We start from the raw sequence: 15,728 nt of genomic DNA on the forward strand, positions 1-15,728 counted from the left end.
GTGGCACACGGTCACCGCGCGCCCCTGGGCGTCAGCGACCGGCCGCCTCGACCATCCGCACGAAGTACTCGTGGACGCGGTGGTCGCCGGTCAGCTCCGGGTGGAAGGAGGTGGCGAGCAGGTTGCCCTGCCGCACGGCGACGATCCGGGCGTCCGGGCCGTCGGCGGCCGGGACCTCGGCCAGCACCTCGACGCCCGCGCCGACCGCCTCCACCCAGGGGGCCCGGATGAAGACGCCGGTGACCGGGTCGCCGGGCAGGCCGGCGAACGGGATGGCGGTCTCGAAGGACTCGTTCTGCCGGCCGAAGGCGTTCCGCCGGACCGTCATGTCGATCCCGCCGACGGTCTCCTGGTCGTCCCGCCCGTCCAGGATCTTGTCGGCCAGCATGATCATGCCCGCGCAGGTGCCGTAGACCGGCAGGCCGGCCCGGACCCGCTCGCGCAGCGGCTCCATCAGGCCGAACAGCACGGCGAGCTTGGAGATGGTGGTGGACTCGCCGCCCGGCATCACCAGGGCGTCGACCTCGGCCAGCTCCTCGGGGCGGCGGACCGGTCGGGCCACCGCGTCGGCGGCGGCGAGCGCGACCAGGTGCTCGCGGACATCGCCCTGCAGGGCCAGGACGCCGATGGTGGGGGTGCTCACGGTCTCACTACCTCTTCGATCGAACTGTGGTGTCTCGGGCGGGCGCCGGCCTCGGCGGAACGCCAGGGAACGGCCCGCCGCACCAGGAGCTCGCGCGGCGGGCCGGGACGCGGACGGTGCTTACCAGCCGCGGTTGGCGTAGCGCTCGGTCTCCGGCAGGGTGTCGCAGTTGATGCCGACCATGGCCTCGCCCAGGTTGCGGGAGGCGTCCGCGATGATCTTCGGGTCGTCGTAGAAGGTGGTGGCCTTCACGATGGCGGCGGCGCGCTTCGCCGGGTCGCCCGACTTGAAGATGCCGGAGCCGACGAACACGCCCTCGGCGCCGAGCTGGCGCATCAGCGCGGCGTCGGCCGGGGTGGCCACGCCACCGGCGGAGAACAGCACCACCGGGAGCTTGCCCAGCTCGGCGACCTCGCGGACCAGCTCGTACGGGGCGCGCAGCTCCTTGGCGGCGGCGTACAGCTCGTTGTTGTCGAAGCCGCGCAGCTTGGCGATCTCGTTCTTGATCTGGCGCAGGTGGCGGACGGCCTCGACCACGTTGCCGGTGCCGGCCTCGCCCTTGGAGCGGATCATGGCCGCACCCTCGGCGATCCGGCGCAGCGCCTCACCGAGGTTGGTGGCGCCGCAGACGAAGGGGGTGGTGAACGCCCACTTGTCGGAGTGGTTGACCTCGTCGGCCGGGGTCAGCACCTCGGACTCGTCGATGTAGTCGACGCCGAGCGACTGCAGGACCTGGGCCTCGACGAAGTGGCCGATGCGGGACTTGGCCATCACCGGGATGGAGACCGCGGCGATGATCTCCTCGATCATGTTCGGGTCGGACATCCGGGCCACGCCGCCGTCCTTGCGGATGTCGGCGGGGACGCGCTCCAGCGCCATGACGGCGACCGCACCGGCGTCCTCGGCGATCTTCGCCTGCTCGGCGTTGACCACGTCCATGATCACACCGCCCTTGAGCTGCTCGGCCATGCCGCGCTTGACCCGGGCGGTGCCGATCTGCGGCTGGTCTGCGGAAGTGGGGGTGCTGGACACGTAAGACCTCACTTGGAGATGAACCGGTGCTATCGGTCTATCGTAGGCCCGGTGACCCGGCGACCCATACGCCACATGGGACAGGGCCGCCCCCGGCATACGACAAACAGGCCAGGCAACCGGCCGGGGCAGGAAACAGCGTTCAGCCTACGCGGGTGCGCCCTCGGGCGTGAGCGCCGCCGGGGGCTCGTCGTCCATCTCGAAGGCCATCGGGAAGGGCGCGCGCCCCGCAAGCCGGAAGTACCGCACCAGCCGGTGCTCGCGCACCGCCCGGGCCGCCCGCACCGCGTCGTTGTGGAAGCGCCGCGCCATCGGCACCCGGCGCACCGCCTCCACCAGGTCCCGCACCGCGTCCTCGCCGCCGGGCGCCGCGCGCAGCGCCGCCACCTGCTCCGGCTCGTCCAGCACCGCCCGCAGCGCCAGGCTCAGCTCGCTCTCGGCGACCTCGCGCTGCTCGGCCTCGGCCTGCCGGGCGGCGTGCGCGGCCTCCAGCAGCAGGATCGAGGCGGCCGGGTCGAGCAGCGAGGAGGTGGCCAGCTCCACCGCCACCGAGGCGCGGCGCAGCAGCTGGGCGTCCAGCGAGGCCCGGGCGGCGTCGATCCGGGCGTGCAGCCGGTCGAGCCTGCCCGCCGTCCAGCTCAGGTACACGGCGAACAGCACGACGGCCGCGAGGGCCCAGATCCAGGTAGTCACGGGGCGTTACGGTACCGGCTCAGCCGCCGAGGGTCGCCGAGCGGTAGGCGGCGCTGTCGAGTTCGCCGACCGCGACGGTGGCCTGCACCGGCCCCACGACGGTGCCCAGGTACTCCGGCAGCGCGGCCAGCACCGCCTCGCTCAGCGCGGCCTTGGCCTCCGCCGTGCGCCCGGGGAAGATCGCGAACTCGATCGCGACCAGCGCGAAGGTCTCCGCGTCCGCGCCGACCACCGCCTCCTCGGTGCGCCGGAACCGGGTCTTGCACGCGGTCGGCCTGGCGTCCAGCAGCTTCACCGCCAGCCGGTTCAGCGCCAGCCCGAACCCGCGCCGGTCGAAGGAGTCGGCGAGCCGGTCGGTGTAGTCGACGGTGATCAGCGGCATGGGGTTACCTCTCGGAGCAGGGGTTCAGCGGCCCAGTCGGGTGCGCCAGCCGGACGGTTCGGCCTCGGCCACCGGCGGACGCCCGTCGGTCACCGTCTCGTACACCGACAGCACCTCGGCGCCGACGGTCTCCCAGTCGAAGCGCCGCACGTGCCGGGACGCGGCCTCGCGCAGCGACAGCAGCCGCTCGGGGCTGCCGAGCAGCTTCACCGCGGCGGCGGCCAGCGCGTCGGCGTCCTCGACCGGGAACAGCTCGCCGGCCGCGCCGCCGTCCAGCACCTGGCGGAACGCGTCCAGGTCGCTGGCCAGCACCGGGGCGCCGGCCGACATCGCCTCGACCAGGATGATGCCGAAGGACTCGCCGCCGGTGTTCGGGGCCACGTACAGGTCGACGCTGCGCAGCAGCCTGGCCTTGTCGCGGTCGGAGACCATGCCGAGGAACTCGACCTGGGCACGGACCTCGGCGGACAGGCCCTCGACGGCCTCCTCCTCGTCGCCCTTGCCGGCCACCAGCAGCCGCACGCCCGGGCGTTCGGCGAGGATCCGGGGCAGCGCGGCGAGCAGCGTCGGCAGGCCCTTGCGGGGCTCGTTGATCCGGCCGATGAAGCCGATGGTTCCCGGGCCGCCGCCGGCCGCGTCGCCCTGCCAGCGCGGGTCGGGCTCGGCGTCGGCGAAGAACCGCACGTCGACCCCGTTCGGGATGACCACCGCGTCGCCGCCCAGGTGCTCGACCAGGGTGCGGCGGGCGTACTCGGACACCGCGATCCGGCCCGACATCTTCTCCAGGCCGGGCTGCAGGATCGGCGAGGCCGCGATCATCGCCCGCGAGCGCGGGTTGGAGGTGTGGAACGTCCCGACCATCGGCCCGGACGCCGCCCACGCGGCCAGCATCGACAGCGACGGCGAGTTCGGCTCGTGCACGTGCAGCACGTCGAACCGGCCCTCGCGCAGCCAGCGCCGCACCCGCGCCGCCGACAGGATCCCGAAGCTGAGCCGCGCCACCGAGCCGTTGTACGGCACCGCGACGGCCCGCCCCGCGGACACCACGTACGGCGGCAGCGCGTCCTCGTCCTCGGCCGGGGCCAGCACCGACACCTGGTGGCCCAGCCGGATCAGGTGCTCGGCCAGGTCCCGGATGTGGAACTGCACCCCGCCTGGCACGTCCCAGTCGTACGGGCAGACCACGCCGATCCTCATGACGCCGCCCGACGGGGCGTCAGGTCGGCCAGCCACAGCTTCTGCAGCATGTGCCAGTCCACCGCGTGCTCGCGGATCGCCTCCGCCCACACGTCCGCCATGGCCTGGGTCATCGCCGCGGCCTGCTCCTGCCGCGGGCCCTCGCCGGCCGGCTTCACCTCGGGGTGCACCTCGGCGCGCAGCATCGAGCCGTCGTACCAGAGCGACACCGGGAACAGCGCCGCCCCGGTGCGCTGGGCGAGCGCCGCCGGGCCGGCCGGCATCCGGGTCGGCTCGCCGAAGAAGTCCACCTGGATGCCCGCCTCGGACAGGTCCCGGTCACCGACCAGGCACACCAGCTTGCCCTCGCGCAGCCGCCGGGCCAGCGTCCCGACCACCGAGATGTCGGAACCGGTCAGCGCCAGCACCTCCATCCCGAGGCTCTCCCGGTACGCCACGAACCGGTCGAACAGCGACTCCGGCTTCAACCGCTCGGCGACCGTGGTGAACGGGAAGCCGCCCGCGGACGCGATCCATGCGCCCGCCAGGTCCCAGTTCGCCATGTGCGGCAGCGCCAGGACCGCGCCGCGGCCGGACGCCATCGCCTCGTTCAGCTCCTCGATGTTCTTGACCGTTATGGCCGCGGCGATCCGGTCCCGACTCCAGGTCGGCAGCCGGAACGACTCCATCCAGTACCGCATGTAGGACCGCATCCCGGCCCGGGACAGCTCCCGCAGCCGGCCGGCGTCCGCGTCCGGGTGGACCCGCGACAGGTTGGCCTCCAGCTGCCGCACCCCCTTGCCCTGCCGCCGCCACGCCACCTCGGCGATGGCGTTGAACAGGCCGCGGGCGACCGGCTCCGGCAGGTGCTTCAGCCCCGCCCAACCGGCCGCGTAGGCGGCGTCGACCAACCGTTCCTTCACTTGACCCCCTCGGCGGCGGCCGCCGCTTCCAGCTCCGCCGACTCCCGACGCACCGTCAGCATCCGCTGCGCCACCGTCACCAGGCTGCCCGCCGCGACCGCCCACAGGGCGACCGGCAGCAGCCACTCCACGTACGGCACCCCGAACGTGTGCAGGCCCGTGACCCCGGCCGCGACCAGGCTGATCACCAGCCGCTCGGCCCGCTCCACCAGCCCCGACACGTTCACCGGGAAGCCCAGCGCCTCGCCGCGCGCCTTGGTGTACGACACCACCTGGCCGCTGGCCAGGCAGAAGATCGACACCGCGCACAGGATGTCGTTGTTCCCGCTCCCGGCGTACCACATCGCCAGACCGCCGAAGATCGCCGCGTCGGCGACCCGGTCCAGCGTCGAGTCCAGGAACGCGCCCCACTTGCTGGAGCGGCCGGCCTGCCGGGCCATGTTGCCGTCGACCAGGTCGGAGAAGATGAACAGGGTGATGGTGATCGTGCCCCAGAAGAACTCCCCGCGCGGGAAGAACACCAGGGCGCCGGCCACCGAACCGGCCGTACCGATCAGCGTGACCGCGTCCGGACTGACGCCCCACCGCAGCAGCAGCGCCGCGAAGGGGGTGAGGACACGTGTGAAGAAGGCACGCGCGTACTTGTTGAGCATGGCCTTCCGGTCCGCTCCGCTCCTCGGATTGGCGCCCGCGGGCCTACTGTCCGCCGGGCGGCCGCGCGGATGGCCCCGCCCGGCTGGACAATGGTATCCACGCTGATCGAGCGGCAGGAGGCCAGCCATGCCGGACCGGACAGCCCACACCCCCGCGCCGCCCGCGGACCGACCCGACCGGCTCCGCAACGTCGCCCTGGTCGGGGCCGGCGGAGCCGGGAAGACCACCCTCGCCGAAGCACTCGCCGTCACCGCCGGCGCCCTGACCAGGGCCGGAACCGTCCCCGAGGGCACCACCGCCGCGGACTGGGAGGACATCGAGCACCAGCAGCAGCGCTCCGTGCAGCTCGCGCTGCTGCCCCTCGCCTGGCGCGATCTCAAGATCAACCTGCTGGACGCCCCCGGCTACGCCGACTTCGCCGGCGAGCTCCAGGCCGCGCTGCGCGCCGCCGAGGCCGCCCTGGTCGTGCACTCCGCCACCGACGAGACCGTCCCCCGGCCGGTCCTCGCGCTCTGGCAGCAGTGCGAGGCCGCCCGGCTGCCGCGCGCGATCGTGCTCACCCACCTGAACACCGCCCGGATCCGGCTCGACGACGTGCTGCGGATGCTCCAGGACACCCTCGGCACCCCCGACACCGTCCGCCTGCTGCACCACCCCGACCTGCGCGACGGCCACCTGCACGGCAGCACCGACCTGCTCACCGGCCGCCGCCACGGCGACCCCCGGCCCGCCGAGCTGGGCGCCGAACGCGCCGCCCTGGTCGAGGCCCTGGCCGGCGAGGACGACACCCTGATGGCCCGCTACCTGGACGGCGAGGACCTCGACACCACCGCCCTCACCGCCGGGCTGCGCCGCGAACTCCTGGCCGGCACGCTGCACCCCGTGCTCGCCACCGCGCCCGACGGCACCGGCTGCGACGCCCTGCTCGACCTGCTCGCCGACGCCTTCCCCTCCCCCGCCGACCGCACCGACGGGCTGCCCGCCGCCGACCCGGACGCCCCGCTCGCCGCCCAGGTCGTGCAGACCGGCGAGGACCCCTACCTGGGCCGGCTCAGCCTGCTGAAGGTCTTCGCCGGAACCTTGCGCCCCGACACCACCGCCCACCTGCCCGGCGGCCCCGAGGAGCGCATCACCGCCCTCAACAGCCCGTTCGGCCACCAGCTCCGGCCCGTCCCGCAGGCCGTGGCGGGCGACCTGGCCACCGTCGCCAAACTCGCCGCCGCCCGCACCGGCGACACCCTCGGCGCCGACGACACCGTGCTCCCGCCCTGGCCGCTGCCCGAGGCGCTGCTGCCCACCGCCGTCCGCGCGCACTCCAAGGCCGACGACGACAAGCTCTCCCAGGCCCTCGCCCGGCTCGCCGCCCAGGACCCGGCCCTGCGCGTCGAACAGAACCCCGACACCCACCAACTGGTGCTCTGGTGCACCGGCGAGGCCCACTTGGCGGTCACCCTGGACCGGCTCACCGACCGGCACGGCGTCCACGTCGACACCGTCCCGTACGAGGTGGCGCTGCGCGAGACCTTCGCCGCCCCCGCCAGCGGCCACGGCCGGCACGTCAAGCAGTCCGGCGGACACGGCCAGTACGCGATCTGCGACCTCACGGTGGAACCCCTGCCCGGCGGCGGCTTCGAGTTCGTCGACCACGTGGTCGGCGGCGCCGTCCCGCGCCACTTCGTCCCCTCCGTCGAGAAGGGCGTCCGCACCCAACTCGCCCAGGGCCTGCACGGCCACCCGATGACCGACGTCCGGGTCACCCTCACCGACGGCAAGGCGCACTCGGTCGACTCCTCCGACGCCGCCTTCCAGACCGCCGCCGCCCTCGCCCTCAAGGAGGCCGCCGACCACAGCGCCGTCAAGGTGCTCGAACCCGTCGACGAGGTGCGGGTGCTGCTGCCCGACGAGTACCAGGGCGCCGTGCTCACCGACCTGTCCGCCCGGCGCGGGCACGTGCTCGGCACCGAGATCGGCGGACCGGGACTCAGCCTGGTCCGCGCCGAGGTCCCCGAGCTCGAACTCACCCGCTACCCGCTCGACCTGCGCTCCCTGTCGCACGGAACCGGCCAGTTCACCCGCAGCTACCTGCGGCACGCCCCGATGCCCGCGCACCTGGCGACGCAGCACACCACCGCCTGACGGCCCGTCAGGACCGGCGCGGCAGCGCGCACGCCGGGGTGCCGCCCGGCATCCGGTCCCGGTTCTTCGCCACCCAGCGGTACACCGCGTCCGCGACCGGCCGCACCGGCGCCAGCGCCAGGAAGCCGCCGGCCCACGCCCACAGCCCGCCCGAACGCATCAGCAGCCGCGCCACCGCCTGCGAACCGCCGTACACCTTGCGGTCGGGCGTGACCCACAGCACCTCGCGGCAGGCCCGCTCCGCCGTCACCTCGCCGCCGGTGAACTCCTCCAGCGCCGCCAGGTCCGCGAACTGCCAGGCCACCGCCTCCCACCCGGCCGAGGACAGACTCTGCCTCGGATAGCGCTCCGCCCACCGCACACAGCTGGAGCAGAACGCGCAGTCCCCGTCGAAAACCAGCACCGGCCCCGGTGCGAACGCACTCGTCATGCCGCGATCCTCCCGCTCCCGCGCGCCGCCCCGCAAACCAGGGTGCGTCGAAGCCCCCGCCACGGGGCAACATCCACCGGAAAGGCCCCGCACGGCCGAGATGTGACCCAGGATCAGCTGATGATCCGCACGCCCCGGCCGCCGCGCGGTAACCTGCCGCAGACAATCAGGGGAGGAGGAGCTGCTCAGGTGACTCAGCTCGACATGACGCCGGGCGCGCAGGTGCCACGGACCGACATCGGCCATCAGACCGCGGTCACCCAGGCGTTCTCCTCCGCCGCGTACCGCACCGGCGAGTACACCGAACTCGGGGCGCTCGACGGGATCACGGTCAAGAAGGGCAAGTTCGCCCTGTTCCGGCCCAGCGCCGGCGAGGCCTTCGGCCGCGCCATGATCGACCGCACCCTCGGCGCCGGCCGCAAGCCCCTGGTCCCCTCGCACGGCGTCGACGTCCGGATGGTCGTCGAGCACTGCCTGGCCGCGCAGGACCTCCGCGAGGCCCGCGACCGCCGGCTCTCCGGCATCAGCGTGCTCTGCGGGCTCCTCTTCCTGCCCGGCACCCTGGTCTGGCTGGCCGCCTACCAGGCCCGCGCCTGGCTCGGCACGAAGAAGTCCGCCGCCCGGGACGGCTTCGTCGGCACCCTCGCCCTGCTGCTCGCCGTCGGCCTGGCCCTGCTGCTGCTGATCCGGCCCCCGGTCGGCGGCCTGCTCGGCCTGTATTGCCGGATCGTCATGCTCGGCCCCGTGCTCGGCTGGTACCTCGCCAAGCGCACCGTCACCGCCAGCGTGATGCAGCAGCGCGCCCGCTGGGGCGACCTGGTCGGCGGCAGCCCGGTCGCCGCGGTCGTCCCGAAGGCCGTCCCCAAGGACCACCTCGACAAGAAGGCCAACCTGCTCAAGGCCTCGCTCGACCGGCTCACCACCGAGCAGACCACCAACATCCAGCACTACGCCGGCCCCAAGGGCATCCTCGGCATCGGCACCCGCTGGGCCGAGTGGTCGCTCCGCGAGGACCTCCGCCCCGCCGAGGGCCACCCCGACTTCCGCACCTTCCACGTCTGGGACATCGCCCGCCGGATCACCGACCGCCTCGGCGCCCTGTCCGGCAGCGAGGTGCCGAACGGCGGCCTGCCCAAGCCGCTGATCACCCAGTGGGTGGTGCTCGCCATCGGCGAGGGCGCCGACGAGATCGAACGCCCCACCGGCGCCGACATGGACGGCGACCGGATGCGCGACTTCGCCGTCCAGGAGCTGGCCAGCAAGCAGAGCGTCGGCACCGGCACCCGGCACCGCACCGCCGTCCAGTTCGTGCTGCACAACGGCCAGTTGGTCACCACCATGGTGATCGACATCATGGTCCTCTCGCACAGCCTGCAGGTCCACGTCACCGCGCACGCGCTCGGCCCGGTCAACGGCTACTTCACCGGCAAGCCCAAGGTGCCCGAGAAGGACATCGCCAAGACCGTCCGGTTCTGGGAGACCCGCACCGTCCAGCTCCCGATCGTCACCGACGACGAGGTGGTCCGGCAGGCCGTCCGCGCCCCCTTCCACAAGATCCCCACCCTGCTGAAGTGGCTCGGCGGCTCGGTCGCCTTCCCCGAGCCCTTCTGCCTCCGGCAGGCCTGGGCCTCCCCGGTGTGGGCCGACCGCTTCAAGACGGACGACGCGATCTACGTCCCCACCCCCGTGGTCGGCATCATCCACGCCGCCGTCGTCGAGTTCCTCGACGAGCACGACGTCGCCACCGACCGCATCACCAACCGCTCCAACATCCTCCGCTCCGAGATGCAGGGCTCCCGCCCGTACCGCGCCGACAGGTACGACGCCTGAGCCCGCCCCCGGCAACGACGACAGGGCCGTACGGAGATCCCCTCCGTACGGCCCTGTCGCACCGTCAGCTCAGGCCGGCCACACCTCGGCCAGCACCTTGCGGGTGTCCGCCAGCAGCTGCGGCAGCACCTTGGTGTGCCCCACCACCGGCATGAAGTTGGTGTCCCCGCCCCAGCGCGGCACCACGTGCTGGTGCAGGTGCGCCGCGATCCCCGCGCCCGCCGCCGCACCCTGGTTCATCCCGATGTTGAACCCGTGCGCCCCGGACGCCGCCCGCAGCGCCGTCATCGCCTTCTTGGTGAACTCCCCGAGCTCCGCCGTCTCCGGCCCGTCCAGCTCGGTGTAGTCCGCGACGTGCCGGTACGGCACCACCATCAAGTGCCCGCCGTTGTACGGGTACAGGTTCAGCACCGCGAACACCGACTCGCCGCGCTGCACGATCAGCCCGTCCTCGTCGCTCAGCTTCGGGATCGAGCAGAACGGACAACCGTCGTCGGGAGCCGGCCCGGTGGGCTTGTTCTCGCCCTGGATGTACGCCATCCGATGAGGTGTCCAAAGACGACGGAAGCCGTCCGGCTCCCCCACGCCCCGCTGCAGTTCCGGCTCACTGGTCATGCCCGCCAGCATAAGCGCCGCAGCCCACGAGCAGAGCAGTGCGGGGCGGACTCCCGCTGGAGCCCGCCCCGCACGTCACGTCCGGTCCCGGAAGGTCAGACCTGCACCCGGCTGCGCACGGCCTCGACGATCTCCGCGATCGCCTCCGCCTTCGGCACGCCGTTCTTCTGCTCGCCGCTGCGGTAGCGGAACGACACCGCGCCGGCCTCGACGTCGTCGTTGCCCGCGATCAGCATGAACGGGACCTTGGTCTTCTGGGCGTTGCGGATCTTCTTCTGCATCCGGTCGTCCGAGGTGTCCACGTCCACCCGGATCCCGTGCTTCTTCAACTCCGCCGCCACCTCCAGCAGGTACGGCACGTGCTCGTCGGTGATCGGGATGCCGGTGACGGTGACCGGGGCCAGCCACGGCGGCATCGCGCCCGCGTAGTGCTCCAGCAGCACCGCGAAGAACCGCTCGATCGAGCCGAACAGCGCCCGGTGGATCATCACCGGCCGCTGCCGCGAGCCGTCCGCCGCGGTGTACTCCAGGTCGAAGCGCTCGGGCAGGTTGAAGTCGAGCTGCACGGTGGACATCTGCCAGGTCCGGCCGATCGCGTCCCGCGCCTGCACGGAGATCTTCGGGCCGTAGAAGGCCGCGCCGCCCGGGTCCGGCACCAGCGGCAGACCCTGCTTCTCGGCCACGCTCGCCAGCACGGCGGTGGCCTCCGCCCAGTCCTCGTCGGTGCCGACGAACTTCTCCTCGTCCTTGGTGGACAGCTCCAGGTAGAAGTCGTTCAGACCGTAGTCGCGCAGCAGGTCGAGGACGAAGGTCAGCGTGCGGTCCAGCTCGTCGGCCATCTGCTCGCGGGTGCAGTAGATGTGCGCGTCGTCCTGGGTGAAGCCGCGGGCGCGGGTCAGGCCGTGCACCACGCCGGACTTCTCGTACCGGTACACCGTGCCGAACTCGAAGAGGCGCAGCGGCAGTTCACGGTAGGAACGGCCGCGCGCGTCGAAGATCAGGTTGTGCATCGGGCAGTTCATCGGCTTCAGGTAGTAGTCGACGCCCTCGTCCAGCTGCATGGGGGGGTACATGCCGTCGGCGTACCAGTCGAGGTGGCCGCTGGTCTCGAACAGCTTCCCCTTGGTGGCGTGCGGGGTGTAGACGAACTCGTAGCCCTCTTCCTCGTGCCGCTTGCGCGAGTAGTCCTCCATGGTGCGGCGGATGATGCCGCCCTTGGGGTGGAAGACGGCGAGGCCGGAGCCGATCTGCTCGGGGATGGAGAAAAGGTCGAGCTCGTTGCCGAGCTTGCGGTGGTCGCGCTTGGCGGCCTCCTCGAGGAAGTCGAGGTGCGCCTTGAGCTCTTCCTTGGTCGGCCAGGCGGTGCCGTACAGGCGCTGCAGCATCGGGTTCTTCTCGCTGCCGCGCCAGTACGCGGCGGCCGAGCGCATCAGCTTGAACGCCGGGATGTGCCGGGTGCTGGGCAGGTGCGGGCCGCGGCAGAGGTCGCCCCAGCAGACCTCGCCGGTCTTCGGGTCGAGGTTGTCGTAGATGGTGAGCTCGCCGGCGCCGACCTCGACGTCGGCGCCCTCGCCGGCGGTGGCGGCGGAGCCCTTGAGGCCGATCAGCTCCAGCTTGTAGGGCTCCTTGGCGAGCTCCTCGCGGGCGGCCTCGTCGGTGACCACGCGGCGGGAGAACTTCTGCCCCCGCTTGATGATCTCCTGCATCTTCTTCTCGATGGCCTTGAGGTCGTCCGGGTGGAACGGCTTCTCGACGTCGAAGTCGTAGTAGAACCCGTCGCGGACGGGCGGGCCGATGCCGAGCTTGGCGTCGGGGAAGACCTGCTGGACGGCCTGGGCCATCACGTGCGCGGTGGAGTGGCGCAGGATGTCGAGGCCGTCGGGGCTGGAGATCTCGACCGGCTCGACTTGGTCGCCGTCCTGGAGGGCGTAGGCGAGGTCCTTGAGCTGGCCGCCGACCCGGGCGGCGATCACGGCGCGGTCGTCGGCGAAGAGCTCGGCGGCCGTAGTGCCCGTGGTCACCACGCGCTCTTCCCGATCGGGTTCGCGGTTGATGATGATCCGGACGTCCGTCACCGGTCTCTCCTGACGTTCTGGCTACTGTGGTGCAGCACAGCGCTGCGTTGTGCATGGTACCGAGCCGGGCCGCGTCCCCGCCGCCAAGCCCCGGCCGCCCCGCCCGTGATCGTTCGGTCACATTCCGCGACAATTCGGTCGCCCGGCGCGGTTGACTGTCCGTCAAGTGCGGTATCACTTGAACACGGCGCGGCCGCTGCACCGGTCCTCGGTGGCAGCGGCGCCCGGGCAAGGACCGTGCGGCGTCTGAGGGGGCGTCATGCAGCAGCTCCGTTCCTGGTATCACGGTCCGCTGGCGTCCTTCGACACCGAGACCACGGGTGTGGACGTCGAGCAGGACAGAATCGTTTCGGCCGCCCTGGTGGTGCAGTCCGCACCGCGCCTGGGGGCCACCGTCCGTACCTGGCTGGCGAATCCGGGGGTGCCGATCCCCGAGCAGGCCCGCGCGGTGCACGGCATCTCGGACGACCACGTGCGGGCCCACGGCCGGCCGCCGCGCGCGGTGGCGGTGGAGCTGGCGCTGGCGCTGGCCGAGCAGTCCCGGGCGGGCGTCCCGCTGGTGGTGATGAACGCTCCGTACGACCTGACGCTGCTGGACCGCGAGTTGCGCCGGCACGGGGCCGGTTCGCTGGCCGAGGCACTGGGCGGCGCGGAGCTGCTGGTGCTCGATCCACGGGTGCTGGACAAGCAGTTGGACCGCTACCGCAAGGGCCGCCGCACGCTGACCGACCTGTGCGCGTTCTACGGCGTCGAGCTGGTCGGCGCGCACGACGCGGCGGCGGACGCAATGGCCGCACTGGAGTTGGTGCGCGCGGTCGCGGCCCGGCACGAGGACCGCCTCGGTGCGCTGACGCCGGCCGAGCTGCACCTGCGGCAGGCGATGTGGCACGCGGCCCAGGCGCGCGGCCTGGAGCGGTGGTTCGAGCGCTCGGGTTCGCCGGAGCGGGTGGACACGGCGTGGCCGCTGCGGCCGGCCCGCTGCCGCTGCGGCGCCCGCCTGGAGCCGGGCCACGCCTGCGAGTTGGCGGCCTGACCTGACGCCCCGTCCGCACGGCGGGGGCCGGAAACGCCGCAGGCCCCGACACGGGGGTCGGGGCCTGCGGTTGGTGCTCGGTGGGCGATACTGGGATCGAACCAGTGACCCCTTCGGTGTGAACGAAGTGCTCTCCCGCTGAGCTAATCGCCCGGGCAACGAGAAGAACTGTAGCACCACTTGGGCCCCGGCTCCCAATCCGTTCCGTCGACGGACCCCCAGTTCCCGTTCCGGGCGGTCCCGCTGAATGTCCGTCAGGAGATCGGCCGGAGCACGCGGAAAAGGCGCAGGGCCCCGACCTGATAAACAAGTCGGAGCCCTACGCCTTTGCATTCCGGTGGGCGATACTGGGATCGAACCAGTGACCCCTTCGGTGTGAACGAAGTGCTCTCCCGCTGAGCTAATCGCCCGGGTGCAGGGAAAACATTACCCCATCCGCGCGGGTGCTCCGACCATCCTCGCCGGCCGCCGCGCCCACCCCGCGGCCCGGGTCCGCCACCAGGCAGGTCACCGCCGCGACGGCCGACCCGGCGGCCCGCGGGCCCGCCCCGGGGCCAGGTTCGTGGGTTCCTCCAGGCACCGGGGCGCCGACCCCGGTGCGACCGCCGGTAATGCCGTGGCGTTACCGGGCCGCCGGACGGCCGGCCGGGCCGTCCGGGGGATTCCGCAATGCGCCGGAAGGGGTACGACTCGCACCGGAATCGGGACAGACGGGTTTACACCGGGCTTTCAGGTGGGATGGTCCGTTCGCCGACGTGCGATTCCCCGAGCGCACACTGAGCGAAAGGCCCTGGCGCTTATGAACACCACGGTCAGCTGCGAGCTGCACCTGCGCCTCATCGTGTCCAGCGAGTCGTCACTGCCCGTCCCCGCGGGCCTGCGCTACGACACTGCCGACCCCTATGCCGTGCATGCGACGTTCCACACCGGAGCAGACGAGACCGTGGAGTGGGTGTTCGCCCGCGACCTCCTCGCGGAGGGGCTGCACCGACCGACCGGTACCGGCGACGTCCGGGTGTGGCCGTCGCGGAGCCACGGTCAAGGCGTGGTTTGCATCGCCCTGAGCTCTCCGGAAGGAGAGGCCTTGCTGGAGGCCCCGGCCCGGGCGCTTGAGTCCTTCCTCAAGCGGACGGACGCCGCGGTGCCCCCCGGCACCGAACATCGTCACTTCGACCTCGACCGGGAGCTGTCCCACATCCTCGCCGAGAGCTGAAACCCCGATCGAGATACGGCCCGCCGTCGCGCGGCGGCGGGATCGCCTCGCTGCGCACCGTCCTACTCGGGGGCACGGTCGCAGTTCGCAGCCGCCCACGGGCGGCCTCGGGGCCAGGCCCCGGGTGTCCCCTCCCACCGGAGGGGACACCCGGGGCTCAGCCGTGTCCCGGCCCGCGCGGTCCAGGCCCGGGCGGCGGCCCGGGCCGGTAGAGTCTGCGCGCGACGACCGACGCGCCGGCCCGTACGGGCCGGCGCCGCGTGAGGAGTCCCCGCGTGCTGATCACCCATGACACCGAGTGCGCCCTGAGCATCCTGGTGGAGCTGCTGAACACGGCGCCGGAGGCGTGCGGCAGCGAGCAGCTGCCCGACGTGGCGGCGCTGAGCGCGTTCGTGGTCCGGCAGGAGATCAGCGAGATCGACTCGCTCGGTCCGGCCGACCTGGCCGCGGTGCACGAGCTGCGCTCCCGGCTGCGCGAGGTGTTCGCGGCCGGCTCGGTGGAGCGCGCCGCGGAGCTGGTCAACGCGGTGGTCGCCGAGGCCGGCACCACGCCCCGGCTGACCAACCACGACCACCACGGCTGGCACATCCACTACTTCGCCCCGCACGCCGCGATCGGCCGGCACCTGGCGGCCGAACTCGGCATGGCGCTGGCGTTCATCGTGATGGCGGGCGAGCTGGAGCGGCTGCGCCGCTGCGGGGCGCCGGGCTGCGCCCGGGTGTTCGTCGACCTGTCCCGGAACCGTTCGCGCCGCTACTGCGACAGCCGCACCTGCGGGAACCGGCTGCACGTGGCCGCGTACCGGGCCCGGCAGCGCTCCGCGGAGTCCGCGGAGGCGGTGTCCGCGGCGGGCCACTGAGGCCGGTCGGCCGCCCGCTCCCGACCTGGGAGA

The 15,728-nt window shown here is 72.6% G+C and carries 15 protein-coding genes and 2 tRNA genes; 5 read left to right on the forward strand and 12 right to left on the reverse strand.

What is annotated here, in order from left to right:
- Positions 1 to 31 precede the first annotated feature (31 nt).
- The 7 genes from pdxT to pgsA form a co-directional block, all read right to left on the reverse strand.
- A complete protein-coding gene (pdxT, locus tag BX266_RS06630) occupies positions 32 to 643 on the reverse strand; it encodes a pyridoxal 5'-phosphate synthase glutaminase subunit PdxT (protein WP_099897979.1) in 612 nt (203 codons plus the stop codon).
- Positions 644 to 763: 120 nt separating this feature from the next.
- Positions 764 to 1,687, reverse strand: a complete 924-nt coding sequence (pdxS, locus tag BX266_RS06635; RefSeq protein WP_399169123.1) for a pyridoxal 5'-phosphate synthase lyase subunit PdxS — start codon at positions 1,685 to 1,687, stop codon at positions 764 to 766.
- Between the two features lie 135 nt (positions 1,688 to 1,822).
- Positions 1,823 to 2,368, reverse strand: coding sequence for a hypothetical protein (locus BX266_RS06640; protein WP_099897981.1), 546 nt, complete (start codon positions 2,366 to 2,368; stop codon positions 1,823 to 1,825).
- 19 nt (positions 2,369 to 2,387) lie between these two features.
- Positions 2,388 to 2,750: a 5-carboxymethyl-2-hydroxymuconate Delta-isomerase gene (locus tag BX266_RS06645; RefSeq protein WP_099897982.1), complete on the reverse strand. Its 363-nt coding sequence runs from the start codon at positions 2,748 to 2,750 to the stop codon at positions 2,388 to 2,390.
- Between the two features lie 24 nt (positions 2,751 to 2,774).
- Entirely contained in the window at positions 2,775 to 3,947 is a 1,173-nt protein-coding gene (locus BX266_RS06650; protein WP_099897983.1) for a glycosyltransferase family 4 protein, read from the reverse strand.
- Positions 3,944 to 4,849, reverse strand: coding sequence for a phosphatidylinositol mannoside acyltransferase (locus BX266_RS06655; RefSeq protein WP_259464583.1), 906 nt, complete (start codon positions 4,847 to 4,849; stop codon positions 3,944 to 3,946). The genes BX266_RS06650 and BX266_RS06655 overlap by 4 nt, the downstream gene beginning before the upstream one ends.
- Positions 4,846 to 5,502 carry a phosphatidylinositol phosphate synthase gene (gene pgsA / locus BX266_RS06660; RefSeq protein ID WP_099897985.1) on the reverse strand — a complete coding sequence of 219 codons (657 nt, stop codon included), beginning with the start codon at positions 5,500 to 5,502 and terminating at the stop codon, positions 4,846 to 4,848. The genes BX266_RS06655 and pgsA overlap by 4 nt, the downstream gene beginning before the upstream one ends.
- Before the next feature lie 127 nt (positions 5,503 to 5,629).
- Between pgsA and BX266_RS06665 the strand changes: the two genes are divergently transcribed.
- The gene (locus tag BX266_RS06665) at positions 5,630 to 7,639 is read left to right on the forward strand and encodes an elongation factor G (RefSeq protein WP_099897986.1); all 2,010 of its coding nucleotides are present in this window, start codon (positions 5,630 to 5,632) and stop codon (positions 7,637 to 7,639) included.
- 7 nt (positions 7,640 to 7,646) lie between these two features.
- On the opposite strand, the gene BX266_RS06670 is transcribed toward BX266_RS06665, so the two are convergent.
- Entirely contained in the window at positions 7,647 to 8,069 is a 423-nt protein-coding gene (locus BX266_RS06670) for a thiol-disulfide oxidoreductase DCC family protein (protein ID WP_099897987.1), read from the reverse strand.
- A 189-nt stretch (positions 8,070 to 8,258) separates the two neighbouring features.
- Here BX266_RS06670 and BX266_RS06675 point away from each other — a divergent pair, with 189 nt between their 5' ends.
- The gene (locus BX266_RS06675; protein WP_099897988.1) at positions 8,259 to 9,899 is read left to right on the forward strand and encodes a hypothetical protein; all 1,641 of its coding nucleotides are present in this window, start codon (positions 8,259 to 8,261) and stop codon (positions 9,897 to 9,899) included.
- 69 nt (positions 9,900 to 9,968) lie between these two features.
- On the opposite strand, the gene BX266_RS06680 is transcribed toward BX266_RS06675, so the two are convergent.
- Both BX266_RS06680 and thrS read right to left on the reverse strand, forming a co-directional pair.
- On the reverse strand, positions 9,969 to 10,526 hold the full coding sequence (locus BX266_RS06680) for an HIT domain-containing protein (RefSeq protein WP_035860128.1): 558 nt from the start codon (positions 10,524 to 10,526) through the stop codon (positions 9,969 to 9,971).
- Positions 10,527 to 10,609: 83 nt separating this feature from the next.
- Positions 10,610 to 12,589, reverse strand: coding sequence for a threonine--tRNA ligase (gene thrS, locus BX266_RS06685; protein WP_099897989.1), 1,980 nt, complete (start codon positions 12,587 to 12,589; stop codon positions 10,610 to 10,612).
- A gap of 259 nt (positions 12,590 to 12,848) precedes the next feature.
- Here thrS and BX266_RS06690 point away from each other — a divergent pair, with 259 nt between their 5' ends.
- Entirely contained in the window at positions 12,849 to 13,622 is a 774-nt protein-coding gene (locus BX266_RS06690; protein ID WP_099897990.1) for an exonuclease domain-containing protein, read from the forward strand.
- An 81-nt stretch (positions 13,623 to 13,703) separates the two neighbouring features.
- Here the strand turns inward: BX266_RS06690 and BX266_RS06695 are convergent.
- Together BX266_RS06695 and BX266_RS06700 are read right to left on the reverse strand one after the other, a co-directional pair.
- Positions 13,704 to 13,775, reverse strand: a tRNA-Val gene (locus tag BX266_RS06695).
- A 185-nt stretch (positions 13,776 to 13,960) separates the two neighbouring features.
- Positions 13,961 to 14,032 (reverse strand) — tRNA-Val (locus BX266_RS06700).
- Between the two features lie 389 nt (positions 14,033 to 14,421).
- Between BX266_RS06700 and BX266_RS06705 the strand changes: the two genes are divergently transcribed.
- Both BX266_RS06705 and BX266_RS06710 read left to right on the forward strand, forming a co-directional pair.
- A complete protein-coding gene (locus tag BX266_RS06705; RefSeq protein ID WP_030056266.1) occupies positions 14,422 to 14,835 on the forward strand; it encodes an SsgA family sporulation/cell division regulator in 414 nt (137 codons plus the stop codon).
- A gap of 275 nt (positions 14,836 to 15,110) precedes the next feature.
- Entirely contained in the window at positions 15,111 to 15,695 is a 585-nt protein-coding gene (locus BX266_RS06710; protein WP_099897991.1) for a CGNR zinc finger domain-containing protein, read from the forward strand.
- Positions 15,696 to 15,728: the final 33 nt, after the last annotated feature.

Origin of the sequence: Streptomyces sp. TLI_171, from assembly GCF_003610255.1 — a bacterium.
Lineage (GTDB): Bacteria > Actinomycetota > Actinomycetes > Streptomycetales > Streptomycetaceae > Kitasatospora.

What these genes read in the sequence shown, in the direction of transcription:
- BX266_RS06665 (WP_099897986.1), top strand. Translation starts at nt 5,630, where the DNA reads ATGCCGGACCGGACAGCCCACACCCCCGCGCCGCCCGCGGACCGACCC.
- BX266_RS06670 (WP_099897987.1), bottom strand. Translation starts at nt 8,069, where the DNA reads ATGACGAGTGCGTTCGCACCGGGGCCGGTGCTGGTTTTCGACGGGGAC.
- pgsA (WP_099897985.1), bottom strand. Translation starts at nt 5,502, where the DNA reads ATGCTCAACAAGTACGCGCGTGCCTTCTTCACACGTGTCCTCACCCCC.
- BX266_RS06680 (WP_035860128.1), bottom strand. Translation starts at nt 10,526, where the DNA reads ATGCTGGCGGGCATGACCAGTGAGCCGGAACTGCAGCGGGGCGTGGGG.
- BX266_RS06705 (WP_030056266.1), top strand. Translation starts at nt 14,422, where the DNA reads ATGAACACCACGGTCAGCTGCGAGCTGCACCTGCGCCTCATCGTGTCC.
- BX266_RS06650 (WP_099897983.1), bottom strand. Translation starts at nt 3,947, where the DNA reads ATGAGGATCGGCGTGGTCTGCCCGTACGACTGGGACGTGCCAGGCGGG.
- BX266_RS06690 (WP_099897990.1), top strand. Translation starts at nt 12,849, where the DNA reads ATGCAGCAGCTCCGTTCCTGGTATCACGGTCCGCTGGCGTCCTTCGAC.
- BX266_RS06645 (WP_099897982.1), bottom strand. Translation starts at nt 2,750, where the DNA reads ATGCCGCTGATCACCGTCGACTACACCGACCGGCTCGCCGACTCCTTC.